The organism is Paenibacillus sp. SSG-1, assembly GCF_002224835.1.
Lineage (GTDB): Bacteria > Bacillota > Bacilli > Paenibacillales > Paenibacillaceae > Paenibacillus_AQ > Paenibacillus_AQ favisporus.
The window spans coordinates 2,107,842-2,123,669 of the sequence record NZ_MBRK01000001.1 but is presented as its reverse complement, the minus strand read 5'-3'; the positions used below and the strand labels follow the sequence as shown (position 1 = coordinate 2,123,669).

Below are 15,828 nucleotides of genomic sequence, written 5' to 3'. Positions count from 1 at the left end.
CCTCCTACACCGGATTCGGGATGAAATCCCCGCCCCGGCACCGTTTTAAATAATTCAATGCGTGAACCTGGCCCGTCATCTCCAGTTCGCCCCTGTAAACCGGGTCATGCCAGCCTTCGATGTCGATCGTTCCCTGATATCCGTTCTGCCGCAAAATGGTGATGATGTCCGCCCAGTTGCTGTCGCCGAATCCCGGCGTCCGGTGCCAGACGAACGGCTGATTACCGTGAACGCCGTGCTCTCTGACGACATCCCATGCGATCGTGGCGTCTTTTCCATGCACATGGAACACTTTCGGGGCCCATTTGCGAAGCTGCGGGATCGGATCGATCAGGCTGACCATTTGATGGCACGGCTCCCATTCCAGTCCGAGATTGTCCGCCGGCACAGCATTGAACATCATTTCCCACGCAGCCGGACCATGGGCGATATTCCAGTCCCCGGTCTTCCAGGTGCCGTCCATGTCGCAGTTCTCAAACGCCAGTTTGACGCCTTGGCCTGCCGCCCGCCGCGCCAGCTCTCCAAATACCTCTGCAAATTTCGGGATGGATTCGTCAATGGGACGTCCCGTCAAACGGCCCGTGAAACCGGATACAATTTCAGTGCCGAACAAATGGGCATGATCGATCAGCCGCTCCCACGTCGCCAGCGTATCCTCATTGTTGCCTTCTCCAGTTAAAGGATTGCCGAACACACTGATGGCCGAAATGACAAAATCATGTTCATCCGCCAGCTCTCTCACTCGCGCAGCAAGCTCCTTCAGATCGGTCCCCCCCGAGGTTTGCCAAAAAGTCAGATTAAACGATTCAAAGCCGTGCTTGACGATCTGCGGGATCACCCGGACTGCGTCAGAGCCGCCGACCAGCGTTCCGATACGCATGATATTGGTATCCAATATTGTGATCACTCCTATATTGACATATAGTATTCGTAACATCACCATTATAGCGGGGAGAACCGCCGTTTTCTCTAACCGATCTTGTGGAATACTAGTCTGATTTTGAGGGGGTGTGGAAATGACCTATCCCAGGGACCTATGGGAAGATACCGCGCTGGAGAATACCGCTTATCCGTTCCAGCTTTTTCAAAACCGCTGCCTTGCCGCCCGCGCCGGCCACTGTATTCTGTACCTGCACTGGCACGAGCATTTTGAGCTGCTTGTCATGAAGCGCGGCAGCGCCGTGTTCCATATCGACAGCCGCCCGTATGCTGCAGCTGAAGGGGATGTCCTCATCATTCCCGGCGGGAGCCTTCACGTAGGCTACTCCCTCGCCGAAGGCGACGTCCATTATGACTGCATTGTCGTCAATGCTTCCCTGTTTAATGACTGGCTGCATGATCCTATACATATTCAATACGTCGCCCCCTATCTGGAAGGCAGGCTTCGGTTCCCTGTAAAAATAAGCTGTTTTGAAGAAGGGCATCCCGGTCATTTGGCCCACTTGGAGGAGATCATCCGGGAACTAAGCTCCAAGCCTCCGGCTTACCAGCTGACCGTGAAATCCAGACTGCATCTCTTCTTGACGCTGTTGGCCAGGGAGAATAATCCGAGCCTGCTCGAAGCAGAGGCACATAACGCTTATTTTCCCAACCGGGAGAGGTTTAAACAGCTGATCCGGCATATCGAATCGAACTTTTCGGATAAAATGACCGTTGAGCAGGCGGCCAGGCAGGTCAGTCTGAATCCGTACTATTTCTGCAAGCTGTTCAAGCGGCTGACGGGCCGCACTTTTGTTGAATACGTTAACATTTGCAGAGTTAAGGAAGCCCGGCGGCTCCTGACCGAAACCAACGAATCCGTGACGGAAATCGCTTCGCGTGTAGGGCTTGATAATCCGAATTATTTTACGAAGCTCTATAAAAAGTACATGGGGACGACACCAACCAGGGAAAGAAAAAGCTGAATAGGATTGGCCCCGGTGCCAAAACTTCATTTGGTCCAAAGAAAGCAGGTGCGATCCGTTTGCAGATTTACGTAATGAAGATTATGTAAACATCAGGGCAATGACACAGGGTTGTTCGCACAGACTCCCTTGTTATACGTACCCAACTTTTCTTCGGACTTCCATTTTCAGCTGCCGTACAAATGCAAAGGGCCTAGCTGATAGCTAAGCCCTTTGAGAGATTAATAGATAAATGCCTTGGTGATAATGACCAGGAGAATAAACAGAACGAGAATGGCAGCTACGCTGTTCCCCCACATTCCGCCGCCGTATCCAACACCAGCTACTTCACTCATGAGCGAGTCCCTCCTTCGCATCGGAATACATCACATTCTATGATTTCATCCTGGGAGAGGAGCGGGCTAAGAGGAAGGTTCCCGCCAATATGTGCTGTTGTAATGCAGGGTGCTTTATCCCTTAACCTGGATAGGCTCCAGCGGCGACCGGTTGCCGTAGACCGGAGCCGCCGCACGGCTGGGAGCAGCCCATTGCACGGCGTTTGTGATCACCCGCTGAATTTCCTCGTTATGATAAGTCGGATAGGTTTCATGTCCCGGCCGGAAGTAGAAAATTTTGCCCCGTCCCCGGTAGAACACGGCTCCGCTGCGGAATACTTCCCCGCCCTCAAACCAGGACACGAACACCAGCTCATCGGGCGCCGGGATGTTAAAGTGCTCCCCGTACATCTCCTCTTTCGGCAGCTCGATATACTCGCCGAGCCCGGCGGCAATGGGATGAGCCGGGTTAATGACCCAGATCCGTTCCTTGTCGTCCGCTTCGCGCCATTTCAGCTGCCCGGTCGGCGTTCCGAGCAGCCGCCCGAATATTTTGGAGGCATGGCCGGAGTGAAGCACGATGAGCCCCATCCCGTCCATGACCCGGCGGTACACTTTGTCCACGACCGAATCCTGGACTTCATGATGGGCAAGGTGACCCCACCAGACAAGCACATCCGTCTCCGCAAGCACCTCATCGGTCAATCCGTGCTCCGGTTCATCCAGCGTCGCCGTTGCAACGGTCAATCCGGCGTTCCCTAGAAATCCGGCAATCGTGCCATGGATGCCATCCGGATAAATCTCGCGGACGGCGGCATGCCGCTGCTCATGACGAAACTCATTCCAGACCGTAACTTTCATAATGTTCAGCACTCCTTCGAAAAATTTGATACTGACGGTCTGGAATCGTACGGCGCGCTATTTTACGCTGTTGTAACGCTCATAGGCATCCGTCCGGATCGTCACCAGCCGTTCCAGACCCATCTCATTCAGCTTTTTAATGTAAGCGTCCCACTGCTCATCGATACCGCCCTTTGTAATCCACTGTGCGCGGGTCGTCCGCACATACGTATCGATATCGGTCGTGAGCGTCGGGAGCTCCTGAAACTCCTCAGCGGTATACATGACATTCGGGAACGGGGTCGTAACGTAATCCTTGCCCAGTTTGTCGATGGTCAGCTTGAGGCCGTCCCCGTTGCTCGGGTCGAGGATAATATTTTTCTCAAAGCTCGGGCTCACGTATTTCGGGCCAAAATCACGAACGGAGGACTCCCAATACCACGCATCCGCACTGGTCCCTGCCGGCGGATTCATCAGGGCATAGGTGCCGTCGTCGTTCTTCTTAATGACGGTGTCGATGGCGCCCCAGAAGTTTTGGATGCTGGCTTCGTTCGTATAGAACTGGTCCGCCCAGCGCGCTGCCGCTTCCGGATATTTGCAAGTCGTGGTGATCAGCAGCTCGTTACGCCGGTAGCTGAGCCCGTTCGGATCGCCGACTTGATAACGCTTACCGTCCGGTCCGGATATCGTCGGAATGGTGACATATTCGTCCTTCCATTTGCCGAACACCGCATCCGGCGTCCACTGATGGGTGAAGCCGACCAGCGATACGTCCGGATTTTGCTGCTTGGCCGTCAGCATTGTGTTGTCCTGGGTAAACAGCTCCTGGTCGATCAGTCCTTCCGAGAACAGCTGATGCGCCCACTTGATCGCTTCCTTGTATTCTTCGGACGTCGGATAATACACCGGTTTGCTGTCTTTGATCATCATGCCGGTACCATTCAGGTCCGTAATGCCGAATGGATTGAGCAGGTCCATGCTGATGTCGCCGGATCCGCTGTACGGAATTTCGTCCTTTTTACCGTTTCCGTTCGGATCGTTTTCTTTAAAAGCCTTCAGCACTTGATGCAGCTCATCAATCGTCTCGGGAACCTGAAGCCCAAGGCGGTCCAGCCAGGCTTTGTTGATGACCGGCTGATTCTGCGTCACCGGACGGGACGGCAGCCTTGCGGGCAGGGAGTACATTTTGCCGTCCGGGAAAGTGCTGAGCTTCTTCAGCTCCGGCGATTCCTCCATGGCCGCTTTCAAATTCGGCATGTACTTGTCAATATAATCGTCCAGCGGCTGGAAGAGGCTGAGATTATTCACGATATCCGAGTCGGAGAAAGCGATGTCGCCAAAGACAATATCAGGCAGCGTGCCGCTGGCCAGCATGATCGATTTCTGCTCGCCCCAATCGTTGGAAGACATGACCTGCCAGTTGATCTTGATATTCGTTTCTTTTTCCAAATTTTGCAGCCAGGTGTTCTTCGTGAATGTGTCGCCCATATTTCCCCACCGGACGGTCAGCACGTTCAGCGTAATCGGCTCCTTCACGATGGGAAGGCCTGTTTGATTGAAGCTGTCGCTGCTTTCGGCCGTTTTGCCGCCGGAGTCGCCACCGCTGCACGCCGTCATACCGACCAGCAGCGTGGACACCAGCCCCAAGGTAACCAACAGTTTACCGGCTCTTTTTTTGCCCATTCCAGAAATCCCCCTAATATTTATTAAATGGCCTTGCCGTTTATTCCTTGACCGCTCCGATCATCACCCCTTGGTTGAAGTACTTTTGCACGAACGGGTACAGGCACATAATCGGGAGGGTCGATACGATAATCACCGAATACCGCATCATGTTCGCCAGCCGCAGCGCGATATTGGCCGCTTCCCCGCTGCCGAGGTTCGACTGCATTTGATTCGTGATCAGGATGTTTCTCAGAATTAACTGCAGCGGATACAAATTAGGATTTTTCAAATAAATCAAAGCATTAAAATAGGAGTTCCAGTAGCCGACGGCGATCCACAAAGCGAGCACGGAGATGACCGCCTTGGACAGCGGCAGCACGACCAGGACATAATAGCGCAAGTTGCCGCACCCGTCGATCTGGGCCGCCTCCCACAGGTCCCCCGGAATGCTGGTCTGGAAAAAGGTCCGCGCTACGATGATGTCGTAAACGACGACCGAAAATGGCAGCACCATTACCAGGAAAGTATTGTACATGTGAAAATCCCGGATAGTCAGGAAGGTCGGAATCAAGCCGCCGCTAAAAAACATCGTGAAAATAAAAAACAGGGAAATCGCCTTACGGCCGACCAGGTCTTTACGGGACAATGCGTAAGCGGCCGATACGTTTACGATCAGACCGACCGCTGTGCCGACAACCGTATAGAGAATGGTATTGCGGTATCCGATCCAAATGTTCTCATGCTTCAGCAGCTCTTTGTAGCCGTCGAGCGTAAAGCCTCGCGGAAACAGCCATACCTGGCCGTTGCCCACGGCCGAGGGGTCGCTGAAGGAGGCGATGACGATAAAATACAGCGGATAGATGAGGACGATCAGCAGCAGCACCGCGACGATGTAGAGCAAAACTTCCAGAACGCGGTCGGATGACCGGCCGCCGGCCCTTCCGGTGGCGGTGCTTGCCGCCTGCATGGCTTCCACGGTGTTATTCCCTCCCTTACCACAGACTGTTGCTGCTGAGCTTTTTGGAAATCTGGTTTACCAGGATCAGCAGCACAAAGTTGATCAGCGTATTAAACAGGTTGATGGCCGATGAGAAGCTGTACTGGCTGCTGAGCAGACCGATTTTGTACACGTACGTGGAGATGACTTCGCTGGATGAGATGTTCAAGTTGTTCTGCATCAGATACACCTTCTCAAAGCCGACGCCCAGCAGCCCGCCCATCCGCAAAATAAACAGGGTGACGGCCGTCGGGATCAGCATCGGAATATCGATGTAACGGATTTTCTGCCAGCGGCTGGCCCCGTCTACGGTTGCCGCTTCATAGAGGCTCGGATCTACGGCTGACAGCGCCGCAATGTAGATAATGCTGTCCCATCCCGCATGCTGCCACACATCCGACCAGACATACACGCTGCTGAACATCCCGGCCGATCCCATGATATTGGGTGCCTCCGCACCGAACAGCCGGTAGATGCTGCCGATCAGGCCGCTTCCTGGAGACAGCAGGATCAGCATCAGGCCGACCATGACGACGGTAGAGATAAAATGAGGCATGTACGTCACGGTTTGAAAAAATCGTTTAAACCGGTTCGCCCGCATCTGATTGACCATCAAAGCCAATACGATCGGGATCGGGAAGGTCACGATGCTGTACAGGCTGATGATCAGCGTATTTTTGATCGTGACGTTAAATTGGTAGGAATGAAAAAATTTCTCGAAATACTTCATCCCTGCCCAGGGACTTCCCATAATGCCCAGCGCCGGACTGTAATCCTTGAACGCAATGAGGACGCCGTACATCGGCTTGTAGGAGAACAGCAGCAGCAGGATCGCCGCCGGCAGCAGCAGCACGTACAGCCCCCAATTCCTTTCGATTCTTCCCCAGGTTCGCCGGAAGCCGGATGACTCTGATTTCAACGCAGGTCCCCCCTCTCTCCTTTCTTTCGGAACAAGACTCATTATAAATGGACTTGAGGAGCTTAATCGGACCTCTTGCCGCCGTTATCCGGACTCCCGGGTACGGAAAAGTCTGTCCGCGCAGCCACGCCAACCGTCCGATCCGGACGTAAGGATGTCACTTTCCGGACTTTTGGAGCGGATGCGCAGTATTTCGCATTTTGTTACAGGCCGGGGTTATATATAATGAAAAATAAAGCGCATTCATAAGAGGAGGCGTCAGAACAGAATTTTCATGCGGCTAATCATCCACCGTACCGGCAAACCTTATCCGGTCAAACATTATGTCAACATGCTGATTGTCATTTTATTTACGGCGCTGGTCCTCGATTTTTTGATCAGCTATGCTTCGATCTCCATCGTCAAGCAGCAGTCCGGCCGGAGTCTGCGGGACACAGCAGATCTGTACATCAACCGGATCAACCATGATTTCGCCTACATCAATCACTACATGGGCTGGTCGCTGGCCAATGACCAAATCATCGAGACGATGGATGAGAATGCTTCAGGTTCGGCCGAATTTCTAAAGTCCAACACCCAGCTTCATCAGCGATTTACCGAGCTGCAGAGAAATTACGGCCAGGCATATCAATTTTTCATCTATCTGAAAAACAAAGATTTTTTCCTGAACTGCGCTCCCATAAGCATCGGGTATCCCGATTATTTGGAACTGAAGCGGCAGATCATTTCCTATTCCGAGGACAAAGATGTATACGACAAGTTTTATTCCCGCTGGACGCCGGTCCTTGTCCGGAATAAATACTATATTGTCAATATCGTCCCTTATCATGACCGTTATTTGATCTGCCTGATCTCTGCAGACGAACTGATCCGTCCGCTGCAGCGTATCGACATGGGGAAGAACGGCACCGTCTCTCTTGTTGATGAACAGGGGATCAATATTTCCACACCGATCCGCGTGGACGAGACGCAGGCGCTGGATACCGCCAAGCCTTCTCCCTTCGGCCTCGCCCACTCCCGGGCCGCCGTGACCAGCCGGTTCTCCGACGCCTCATTCAGCGTTCAAATGATCGCCAGATACGGTACGTTCGAAAAAATTATGATCGCCCAGCTGGTCATCATTCTACTGGCGCTGATGATCGCGATCGTCCTCTGCATCGTCATGCTCTATTTCAACAAACGGGTGCTGCGGCCGATCCAAAGCTTCTCGGATACGCTCGCCCGGTGGAACGAGGAGAGCGCCGCATTGGATTTTAAAAACAGCAAGATTATCGAACTGGAGCAGGCCAGCCAGCAGTTCAAGCATCTGATCGGACAAATCCGCAGGTTCAAGATCGATATGTATGAGCAGGAGCTGGAAAAGCAGCGGATCCAGCTGGATTACATGAAGCTGCAGATCAACCCGCACTTTTTTCTCAACTGTCTGACGAGCATGTACAGCATGGCCCAAATGCAAATGTATGGCGAAATCGAGCGAATGGCCATGTCGACGACCCAATACTTTCGCTACATCTTTCAGAACGGGCACAACTTCGTGCGGCTGCAGGATGAAATCGAACATGTCCGCATTTATCTCGACATCCAGCGTCACCGGTACAGGAACGCATTCGCCTATCATATTTCCCAAGATGCAGAAACCGGAGATATCCGCATTCCCCCCCTCGTGCTGCAGACCTTCATTGAAAATGCCGTAAAATATGCCGTATCACGCGTCACCGAGGCGAACATTACGTTATCGGTCAGCAGGGAAAAGCGGGATGATCTTGCCAAAATCACGATCTCGGATTCGGGACCGGGCTTTCCTCCGGACATTTTAGAACAGCTCATGCATGGTGGGCCGCTGAACGCGGAGAACGGCAACCGGATCGGTATGATGAACACGATACAGCGCCTTGAGCTGCTCTACAAGGGTCAAGCACGCGTCTCCTTTTCTAACCGCCAGGGAGGCGGAGCGGAAGTAACCATGACCATCCCCGTATCGCCGCCGGAAGCCATTGATTAAGGAGGAATCGCATGAACGTGTTACTGGTGGATGACGATTATTTTGTCGTAACGGCGCTCGAAAGCAAAATCGACTGGCAGGTACTGTCCATTGAGCAAATTTACACTGCTTATAACGTTTCCCAGGCGAAGGCAATTTTGCAGCAGCACGCCGTAGACATTCTCATATGCGATATTGAAATGCCGCAAGGCAGCGGCCTGGAGCTGCTGGCCTGGATCCGGGAGGAGCGCTACCGGGTGCAGGCGATATTCCTGACGAATTACGCGGACTTCAACTACGCCCAGAAAGCGATCGAACTGCAGAGCTTCGACTATTTCCTCAAACCGATCGAGTTTGACAAATTAGCCCTCATTATCCGCAAAGCGGCAAACAAAGCGAGCGAAGAGCGGTCGATTGAGGAGGCTGCGCGCGAGGGGCTGCTGTGGAAAAAAAACCAGAACCGCCTGCTGGAGCTGTTCTGGCGCAAACTGATCACGGGCAAAAGCTTTCCTTCGGAACCCCGGGCCATTCAGCGTGTTATGGAGGAACAGCATTTGCCTTATCAGCTGTCCGACCGGTTTACGCCCCTGATCATCAAGGTGTTTCCTCATGACGGGAGTCTTGGCAAAAACGACAAGGACCTGTTTGATTACGCCCTGCTCAACGTGCTGAACGAACTGCTGCGGAGTCCCTTGTACAAGGTCGAAACGGTGCTGGAATACACGGGGAACCACTGGATTGTCATTTTACAATGGAGCGCCGAACCTTCTACCGATCAGATTGAAGACACATGCGCCTCCCTCATCCCCAAAGCCAACCGGTTCCTGAAGTGCGATGTATACTGTCATCTGGGACTTACTGAGAGCTTGGCGGCGGTGCATCCTATGATCCGGCAGCTGATTCATTTCAATGAAGAAACGATCAACATCCGTAATCAAGTCTTCCGTCTCGATCAACGGCCGGTGGGCGAAGCGGCTTATATCCCGCCCGATCTGGAGCTGCTGGAAAGACTGCTGAGCGATGGTGACGCATCCGCATTTAGTGCGGAGACAAGCCGGTATCTGCATGAATTGACAGGGCGGCAGGCGCTGAATGTGTCCGCACTGCGGCAGTTCCGGCTTGATTTGATGCAGATGATTTACTCTTTTCTGAAGCAGCGGGAAATCCAGGCCCATAAGCTGTATTCCGGGAGTACCAACGATCAGTTGTTTCAGCAGTCGCTCCAATCGATTGAAGATATGGAGCAGTATATCGCCTATCTGGTCGATACTGCTCTGGCGTACCGGACGTTTGCGGAAAAGCTCAACTCGGTCGTGGAGGAAATCAAGCTGTATATCAGCAAGCATATCGGGGAAGATCTGACGCGGAACAGCCTTGCCGAAACCGTCTATCTCAATCCGGATTATTTGGCGCGTTTGTTTAAAAAGGAAACGGGTGTGCCGTTAGGCAATTACATTATCGAGACCCGAATTCAGATGGCAAAGCATTGGCTCGCCACATCACAAATGCCTGTTCATATGATCGCCGGAAAGGTTGGCTACGCCAACGATTCTTACTTTTCCAGGCTGTTCAAGCAGGAATGCGGCTTGACTCCTTACGAATTTAGGCTCAAGCAGCAAAAAGACCGCCTGGGGTAGGCGGTCTTATCAACAGCATGCACTCGGCTGTTTCCTTCTGTCAGATCAAGGGCAGCGGTCAAGTCGCCGGGCTGAACTCCGTCCGTTCTTCTTCCTCGGCTGCTTCGCTTCCCACCCACAGCTCCACCAGCCTGTCTCCATTGTACAGCTCGATGTTCAGTTCATCGGCATACTGGTACGCGCCCGCCGTGAATTCCCCGGTCGTTGCTACATATCCGCCGACGGCACCGCGCTTCACCATCTGGGAATGGACCACGGCAATGGGGCCGTAATCCACCGGATTCCGATCGTCAGTACAAACGGCAAGCCCCAGGTACAAGCCATGGTCGGTGTGCTCCTCGATATCGATTCCGTAATTACGTGATGCTCGGGTGACATAGGTCCGTCCACCCCTTACCGCTTCCATCATTTCGGCGATAAACGCCTCAAACTCCAGGGACCCTTCGTCCTTGCTATCACCTTGTTCCTTTTTATATCGATGATATAAGCCGATTTTTAGCGTTTCTTTCATCTCGTTATGGGTGGTCAGCGTATCGATCGCACTGGATCGGTAATGCATCATCATCCCTTTCTGCCGGAGATAGAGCAGCAGCCAGCAGACATTGGTCACGATTAATATACTGATGATCACAATCTTCCAACCTCCTTCTATGAAAATCAGTGTTACCAGTGCCGATCGTTTTCAGACCTTCAAGCCACGGCCAAACGAGAAAAGCTGCCTGCAGTTAGACCTGCAGACAGCTTTCAAATGAATATGATGACATATGAAATGATTCATGAATTCCAAATCGAATGAATTCGCTTAGACTCTATCGTTTACTCGATATAATCCTTCAAGCGTTTGCTCCGGCTGGGGTGTCTCAGCTTCCGCAGCGCTTTCGCCTCAATCTGACGGATGCGCTCACGGGTAACGCCGAATACCTTGCCGACCTCTTCCAGTGTGCGCGTGCGGCCGTCTTCGAGGCCAAAGCGCAGACGGAGCACGTTCTCTTCCCGCTCTGTCAGCGTGTCGAGCACATCGCCCAGCTGTTCCTTCAGGAAGGTGAACGCTGCAGAGTCAACCGGTGCCGGGGCATCATGATCCTCAATAAAGTCACCCAGCTTGGAATCATGCTCGTCCCCGATCGGGGTTTCGAGCGAAACCGGATCCTGCGAAATTTTCATAATTTCACGGACCTTCTCTACGCTGAGCTCCATCGCAGCAGCGATTTCTTCCACTTCGGGTTCGCGTCCAAGCTCCTGCACCAGCTGCCGCGATATACGTGCCAGCTTGTTAATCGTTTCGATCATATGGACCGGAATCCGGATCGTTCTTCCCTGATCGGCTATGGCCCGCGTAATCGCCTGTCTGATCCACCATGTAGCATAGGTGCTGAACTTAAAGCCTTTCGTGTAATCGAATTTATCTACGGCTTTGATGAGCCCCATGTTGCCTTCCTGGATCAGATCCAAGAGCTGCATGCCGCGGCCCGCATATCTCCGGGCAATGCTGACAACCAGCCGCAGGTTCGCCTCGACCATAATTTTCTTGGCTTCCTCGTCCCCTTCAGCGACGCGCTTGGCCAGTTTGATTTCTTCTTCCGTGCTCAGCAGGCCGACACGGCCAATTCCCTTCAAGTACATACGCACAGAATCATCGTTCTTCATGCCCGTCGGCAGCAGCTCGACGTCAGCATAGGGCTGGTCTTGCTCCTGTTGATTCGACTCGGCTTGATTTCTCATCACTTCATCGCGTTCACGTTCTTCCATCATCCTGTACGTTCCTCCCCCTGAAAATAATCTCTCTGTATCGCTTGATACGGCTTTCTGAGGTGTAAAAAATATTGACAATCACCAATCGTTGTGATACGATAAATGGTAATAATGTGATTAATTTTGGAGTACACATTATAATATCATATACGCACTTACATTTCAATATGTTTCATAGAATTTAGCCTTTTGGATTAAATTACATAAAAATCACATAATATAGACCCGCCGGAGTAACGCTGATGTACTCCTGCGGGTCTTTTTTGTTGGCCTTATCCGGATGAAGAACGGTATATGATCCGATACGGGATCTGCACCTTTTCCCTGGAACCACGGGTCACGAGCCTTAGAGCCTCCTCACCTGCCCGGAAGAGCTGATGGTCTACCGTGGTAAGCTGAAGGACTTGGCCAATCGGCTGATTTTCCTGTCCGATGATGGCGATATCGTCCGGAATACGCAGCCCGGCAGAGAGAACAAATTGGTGGATTCCGGCTGCCACCTCGTCCCCGTTGGCATACACGGCGGTCGGCCGGACTTTTCCTTCAAGAAAGTGGCGGGCTGCATCCATACCATCCTTCAATGTGGTGCAGCCATCCAGGCACCGGCATGGCGGGACTTCCCCAAAAACGTCCCGGTAAGCCTGCATCGTCAGCCGGGTGCTGATGCTGGTCTCCCCTCTTGCCGTCGTGAACGCAACATCGGCGTGCCCCATGCTTTTCAGGAAGGAAAACACCTCGAGCGTCGCGGCATACCGGTCAATGTAGGCGCAGCCGATATCCTCCAGTTCCGTATATTCGCACGCTACGATGTGACCATATCCCGCAAAGGGGACGATGGACGACCAATCGTTGGCACGGGACGTAATGATGATGCCGTCGAGCAGTTTAGTTTTCAGCATGGTCAAATACTCCAGCTCTTTCTCCGGATCATATCGGGTTGGAAGCACAGTGACGGTGTAATCTTCCTCAACCGATTTGTTCAATACACCGCTTAGCATCCGGTCGAAAGCCGGGTTGTTGTTGTACGGGATGATCACGCCGATGCTGCGGGTCCGGCCGCGGATCAAATCAACTGCATTGCGGTTTGGCGTGTAATCCAGTTCGTCGATGGCTCGCTGCACGGCATCTCTTTTCTCAGCGGAAACGTACGGATGCTGGTTGAGAACCCGGGATACCGTGGATACCGAAACACCGGCCCGTCTGGCGATTTCGTGAATGTTGGCCATAACTCCCTGCCTTCTGACTTTTTACATTTCGAATAGTTCCTTTATTATATCACGCTGACTCCGATCCTCATTACGATCGTGGACCAGCCGCAGCGGATTATTCATCCCGGGACTGGATGTCGTACTGATCGGCCTGCAGCATAAGCTGCTCGTTGCCTTGTGCCTGAATGACAACCCGTGTCCCGCTGACAATCGGTGCTCTTCCGTCCGGAAACCAAGGCCGTTCACGGTCCACCACGATCAACAAGCCCTCGGCGTCGCCCATCGCCGCAAATTGCCGCCCGTCACCGCTCCACATGGACAGTCCCAGCGTCGTTTGAATCTGTTCCACGGCAGCGGCCACTTCATCAACAGGCAGCCCGATTTCACTGATCCGCAGCAGCTGGCTGCTTGTGAAGTCTTCATTTTCGGCGTTATCAAACGAATGGTGGGCAATGAATTCAATCAGATTCTCATCCGGATCGTAAAAATACAGGGCGTCGGCATTCCAGTTCCCGAAATGAAATTGATCCCCGTCCTGATCGCGGAACAGCGTAATTCCACGCTGAGCTGCCCATTTTTTGGTAGACTCGAGCTGATTCGTCGGAATCGTAAAAGCAATATGGTACATCGATTTTTCGCCGGGCACTGCTGCCTTCTGAAGAATGAGCTGGCTGCCGCCGGCTTGAATGGTGACGTTATCCGACTGTTCTTCGGCCACTGGGAGACCGAGCTTCCCGGCGTAAAATTGCTTCATCTCCGCAAAATGCCGGGTATTTATCGTAAGTTGTTGGATTTTCATCGTAACGACCTCCATGTGCTTCTGGTTTTCAAGGAATTTCTCTGCGGCAGCGTACGCAGCATTTCTAAAATGCGCCATACCCCGTTCACCGCGGGGAACATGACCTGGCCTACTTACGTCGTAGGTCAACGCGATGCTTCCCTCTTCCATGAATCTTTCAGCGAAACGATCCGGTTAAATACCGGTACCGGACCGGTCAGATCTTTGTGATCCAGGCAGAAATAGCCTTGGCGGATAAACTGGTATCTGGCATCCGGTGAAGCTTTTTTCATCCATGGCTCCATGATCGCTTGCCTGTAAATGATTCGGGAATCGGGAGACACCAGCTCTGCCCAATCATTGTCCGATTCCGCCACGGACGCGGCATCTTTCAGCAGGCTGCCGTACAAGCGGATCTCGGCGGGAACACCGTGTGCGGCGGACACCCAATGAATCGTCGATTTCACCTTTCTGCCGCTGAACCCGGTTCCGCTTTTCGTCTCGGGATCGTACGTGCAGTGCAGCTCGATCACTTCACCGGTCTCCGGATCCTTGACGGCATGATGGCATTTTAAATAGTACGCCCCCTTCAATCGAACCTCACTTCCCGGAAACAGGCGATGAAAGCCCGATACCGGATGTTCCATAAAATCGTCCCGCTCGATATACAATTCTCCGGAAAAGGGGACATCCCTGCTGCCAAGCGCCGGATCGGCATCGCTGTGGTGGAGATGCAGTATTTCCACCTGATCCTTCGGATAATTCGTGATGACGACTTTAAGCGGATCAAGCACAGCCATCACAGCGACAGACTTATCCTTTAAGTCCTGGCGGATGAAGTGGTCGAGCATCGCGGCATCCATCGTGCTGCTCCCCCTCAGCATGCCCACTTCCTGCATGAACCTCCGGAGGCCTTCCGGCGTAACGCCTCTTCGCCGCAGTCCCTTCAAGGTCGGAAGGCGGGGATCATCCCATCCGTCAACGAATCCGCCTTCGACCAGCTCCCTGATGTACCTTTTGCTCGTGACCATTCCGGAAACGTTCAGACGTCCGAATTCCCGCTGCTTCGGGGGTTCCGTTACTTCCAGCTCGCGCAGCACCCATTCGTACAAGGGTCGGTGATCCCTGAATTCCGCGGAGCACAGCGAATGCGTAATGCCTTCGATCGCATCCTGGATCGGATGGGCAAAATCATACATCGGATACACGCACCACTCACTCCCTGTCCGGTAATGCTCGGCGTGGATGATGCGGTACAAGGCCGGGTCCCTCAAGTTGATGTTGGGCGAAGACATGTCAATTTTGGCCCGCAGCACCTTGGCGCCGTCCGGGAACCGGCCTTCCTTCATTTGACGGAACAGGGATAGATTCTCCTCCACCGTCCGTTCGCGATAAGGACTGTTTCTTCCAGACTCCGTGAGCGTTCCGCGGTATTCCGTCATTTCCTCCGCCGACAAATCGCAGACATAGGCCTTTCCTTTACGGATGAGCTTCAAAGCCGCTTCGAAGATCTCTTCCGAATAATCCGAGCCAAAGTACACCGGCAGGTCCAGACCAAGCCACCGGACATCCTCCCGGATCGCGTCCACGTATTTCATGTCTTCCTTTAGTGGATTCGTATCGTCAAAGCGCAGATTCATCTTCCCGTGAAATGCTTCGGCAATGGCTGCGTTCACGTGAATTGCATAGGCGCTTCCGATGTGCAAATAGCCGTTCGGCTCCGGCGGAAACCGGGTCGCGATCGGTCTGGAATACGTTTCGTTCTCCACATCCTCCATCACGGTTTTCGTTAGAAAATCCACGGCTTCTTCTTTCCTTACCTTTCCTTCCATC

Annotated in this window: 14 protein-coding genes; 3 read left to right on the top strand and 11 right to left on the bottom strand. The window is 53.0% G+C overall.

The window, feature by feature from the left end; all coding sequences use genetic code 11:
* Positions 1 to 4: 4 nt before the first annotated feature.
* Positions 5 to 880 (bottom strand): sugar phosphate isomerase/epimerase family protein, encoded by an 876-nt coding sequence (locus BCV73_RS10010; RefSeq protein WP_084203837.1) that lies wholly within the window; start codon positions 878 to 880, stop codon positions 5 to 7.
* Positions 881 to 1,016: 136 nt separating this feature from the next.
* Here BCV73_RS10010 and BCV73_RS10005 point away from each other — a divergent pair, with 136 nt between their 5' ends.
* Complete coding sequence (locus tag BCV73_RS10005) at positions 1,017 to 1,904, top strand: helix-turn-helix domain-containing protein (RefSeq protein ID WP_089546972.1); 888 nt, start codon at positions 1,017 to 1,019, stop codon at positions 1,902 to 1,904.
* A 221-nt stretch (positions 1,905 to 2,125) separates the two neighbouring features.
* Here BCV73_RS10005 and BCV73_RS10000 read toward each other — a convergent pair whose 3' ends face one another.
* The 5 genes from BCV73_RS10000 to BCV73_RS09980 all read right to left on the bottom strand — a co-directional run bounded on the left by BCV73_RS10000 (position 2,126) and on the right by BCV73_RS09980 (position 6,681).
* The gene (locus BCV73_RS10000; RefSeq protein WP_089546971.1) at positions 2,126 to 2,239 is read right to left on the bottom strand and encodes a sporulation protein YjcZ; all 114 of its coding nucleotides are present in this window, start codon (positions 2,237 to 2,239) and stop codon (positions 2,126 to 2,128) included.
* A gap of 114 nt (positions 2,240 to 2,353) precedes the next feature.
* Entirely contained in the window at positions 2,354 to 3,082 is a 729-nt protein-coding gene (locus tag BCV73_RS09995) for a ThuA domain-containing protein (protein ID WP_089550187.1), read from the bottom strand.
* Positions 3,083 to 3,136: 54 nt separating this feature from the next.
* Positions 3,137 to 4,741, bottom strand: coding sequence for an extracellular solute-binding protein (locus BCV73_RS09990; protein ID WP_089546970.1), 1,605 nt, complete (start codon positions 4,739 to 4,741; stop codon positions 3,137 to 3,139).
* Positions 4,742 to 4,781: 40 nt separating this feature from the next.
* The gene (locus BCV73_RS09985; protein WP_089550186.1) at positions 4,782 to 5,690 is read right to left on the bottom strand and encodes a carbohydrate ABC transporter permease; all 909 of its coding nucleotides are present in this window, start codon (positions 5,688 to 5,690) and stop codon (positions 4,782 to 4,784) included.
* 25 nt (positions 5,691 to 5,715) lie between these two features.
* Positions 5,716 to 6,681: an ABC transporter permease gene (locus BCV73_RS09980; RefSeq protein WP_076166856.1), complete on the bottom strand. Its 966-nt coding sequence runs from the start codon at positions 6,679 to 6,681 to the stop codon at positions 5,716 to 5,718.
* 232 nt (positions 6,682 to 6,913) lie between these two features.
* Between BCV73_RS09980 and BCV73_RS09975 the strand changes: the two genes are divergently transcribed.
* Both BCV73_RS09975 and BCV73_RS09970 read left to right on the top strand, forming a co-directional pair.
* Positions 6,914 to 8,641 carry a sensor histidine kinase gene (locus BCV73_RS09975; protein WP_089546969.1) on the top strand — a complete coding sequence of 576 codons (1,728 nt, stop codon included), beginning with the start codon at positions 6,914 to 6,916 and terminating at the stop codon, positions 8,639 to 8,641.
* Positions 8,642 to 8,652: 11 nt separating this feature from the next.
* A complete protein-coding gene (locus tag BCV73_RS09970) occupies positions 8,653 to 10,257 on the top strand; it encodes a response regulator (RefSeq protein WP_089546968.1) in 1,605 nt (534 codons plus the stop codon).
* A 58-nt stretch (positions 10,258 to 10,315) separates the two neighbouring features.
* On the opposite strand, the gene BCV73_RS09965 is transcribed toward BCV73_RS09970, so the two are convergent.
* From BCV73_RS09965 to BCV73_RS09945, 5 genes are all read right to left on the bottom strand, one after another.
* Positions 10,316 to 10,888 (bottom strand): restriction endonuclease, encoded by a 573-nt coding sequence (locus BCV73_RS09965; protein ID WP_256992801.1) that lies wholly within the window; start codon positions 10,886 to 10,888, stop codon positions 10,316 to 10,318.
* Between the two features lie 185 nt (positions 10,889 to 11,073).
* Positions 11,074 to 11,979, bottom strand: a complete 906-nt coding sequence (gene rpoD, locus BCV73_RS09960) for an RNA polymerase sigma factor RpoD (RefSeq protein WP_240913186.1) — start codon at positions 11,977 to 11,979, stop codon at positions 11,074 to 11,076.
* Positions 11,980 to 12,281: 302 nt separating this feature from the next.
* On the bottom strand, positions 12,282 to 13,235 hold the full coding sequence (locus BCV73_RS09955; protein WP_089546965.1) for a LacI family DNA-binding transcriptional regulator: 954 nt from the start codon (positions 13,233 to 13,235) through the stop codon (positions 12,282 to 12,284).
* A gap of 97 nt (positions 13,236 to 13,332) precedes the next feature.
* Entirely contained in the window at positions 13,333 to 14,016 is a 684-nt protein-coding gene (locus tag BCV73_RS09950; RefSeq protein WP_179231943.1) for a VOC family protein, read from the bottom strand.
* A gap of 125 nt (positions 14,017 to 14,141) precedes the next feature.
* Entirely contained in the window at positions 14,142 to 15,827 is a 1,686-nt protein-coding gene (locus tag BCV73_RS09945) for a glutamine--tRNA ligase/YqeY domain fusion protein (RefSeq protein WP_089546963.1), read from the bottom strand.
* Position 15,828 lies beyond the last annotated feature (1 nt).

Bases quoted from the DNA above. Each gene is read 5' to 3' on its own strand.
- BCV73_RS10010 (WP_084203837.1), bottom strand. From the start codon at position 880: ATGCGTATCGGAACGCTGGTCGGCGGCTCTGACGCAGTCCGGGTGATC.
- BCV73_RS10005 (WP_089546972.1), top strand. From the start codon at position 1,017: ATGACCTATCCCAGGGACCTATGGGAAGATACCGCGCTGGAGAATACC.
- BCV73_RS10000 (WP_089546971.1), bottom strand. From the start codon at position 2,239: ATGAGTGAAGTAGCTGGTGTTGGATACGGCGGCGGAATGTGGGGGAAC.
- BCV73_RS09990 (WP_089546970.1), bottom strand. From the start codon at position 4,741: ATGGGCAAAAAAAGAGCCGGTAAACTGTTGGTTACCTTGGGGCTGGTG.
- BCV73_RS09985 (WP_089550186.1), bottom strand. From the start codon at position 5,690: ATGCAGGCGGCAAGCACCGCCACCGGAAGGGCCGGCGGCCGGTCATCC.
- BCV73_RS09980 (WP_076166856.1), bottom strand. From the start codon at position 6,681: ATGAGTCTTGTTCCGAAAGAAAGGAGAGAGGGGGGACCTGCGTTGAAA.
- BCV73_RS09975 (WP_089546969.1), top strand. From the start codon at position 6,914: ATGCGGCTAATCATCCACCGTACCGGCAAACCTTATCCGGTCAAACAT.
- BCV73_RS09970 (WP_089546968.1), top strand. From the start codon at position 8,653: ATGAACGTGTTACTGGTGGATGACGATTATTTTGTCGTAACGGCGCTC.
- rpoD (WP_240913186.1), bottom strand. From the start codon at position 11,979: ATGAGAAATCAAGCCGAGTCGAATCAACAGGAGCAAGACCAGCCCTAT.
- BCV73_RS09955 (WP_089546965.1), bottom strand. From the start codon at position 13,235: ATGGCCAACATTCACGAAATCGCCAGACGGGCCGGTGTTTCGGTATCC.
- BCV73_RS09950 (WP_179231943.1), bottom strand. From the start codon at position 14,016: ATGAAAATCCAACAACTTACGATAAATACCCGGCATTTTGCGGAGATG.
- BCV73_RS09945 (WP_089546963.1), bottom strand. From the start codon at position 15,827: ATGGAAGGAAAGGTAAGGAAAGAAGAAGCCGTGGATTTTCTAACGAAA.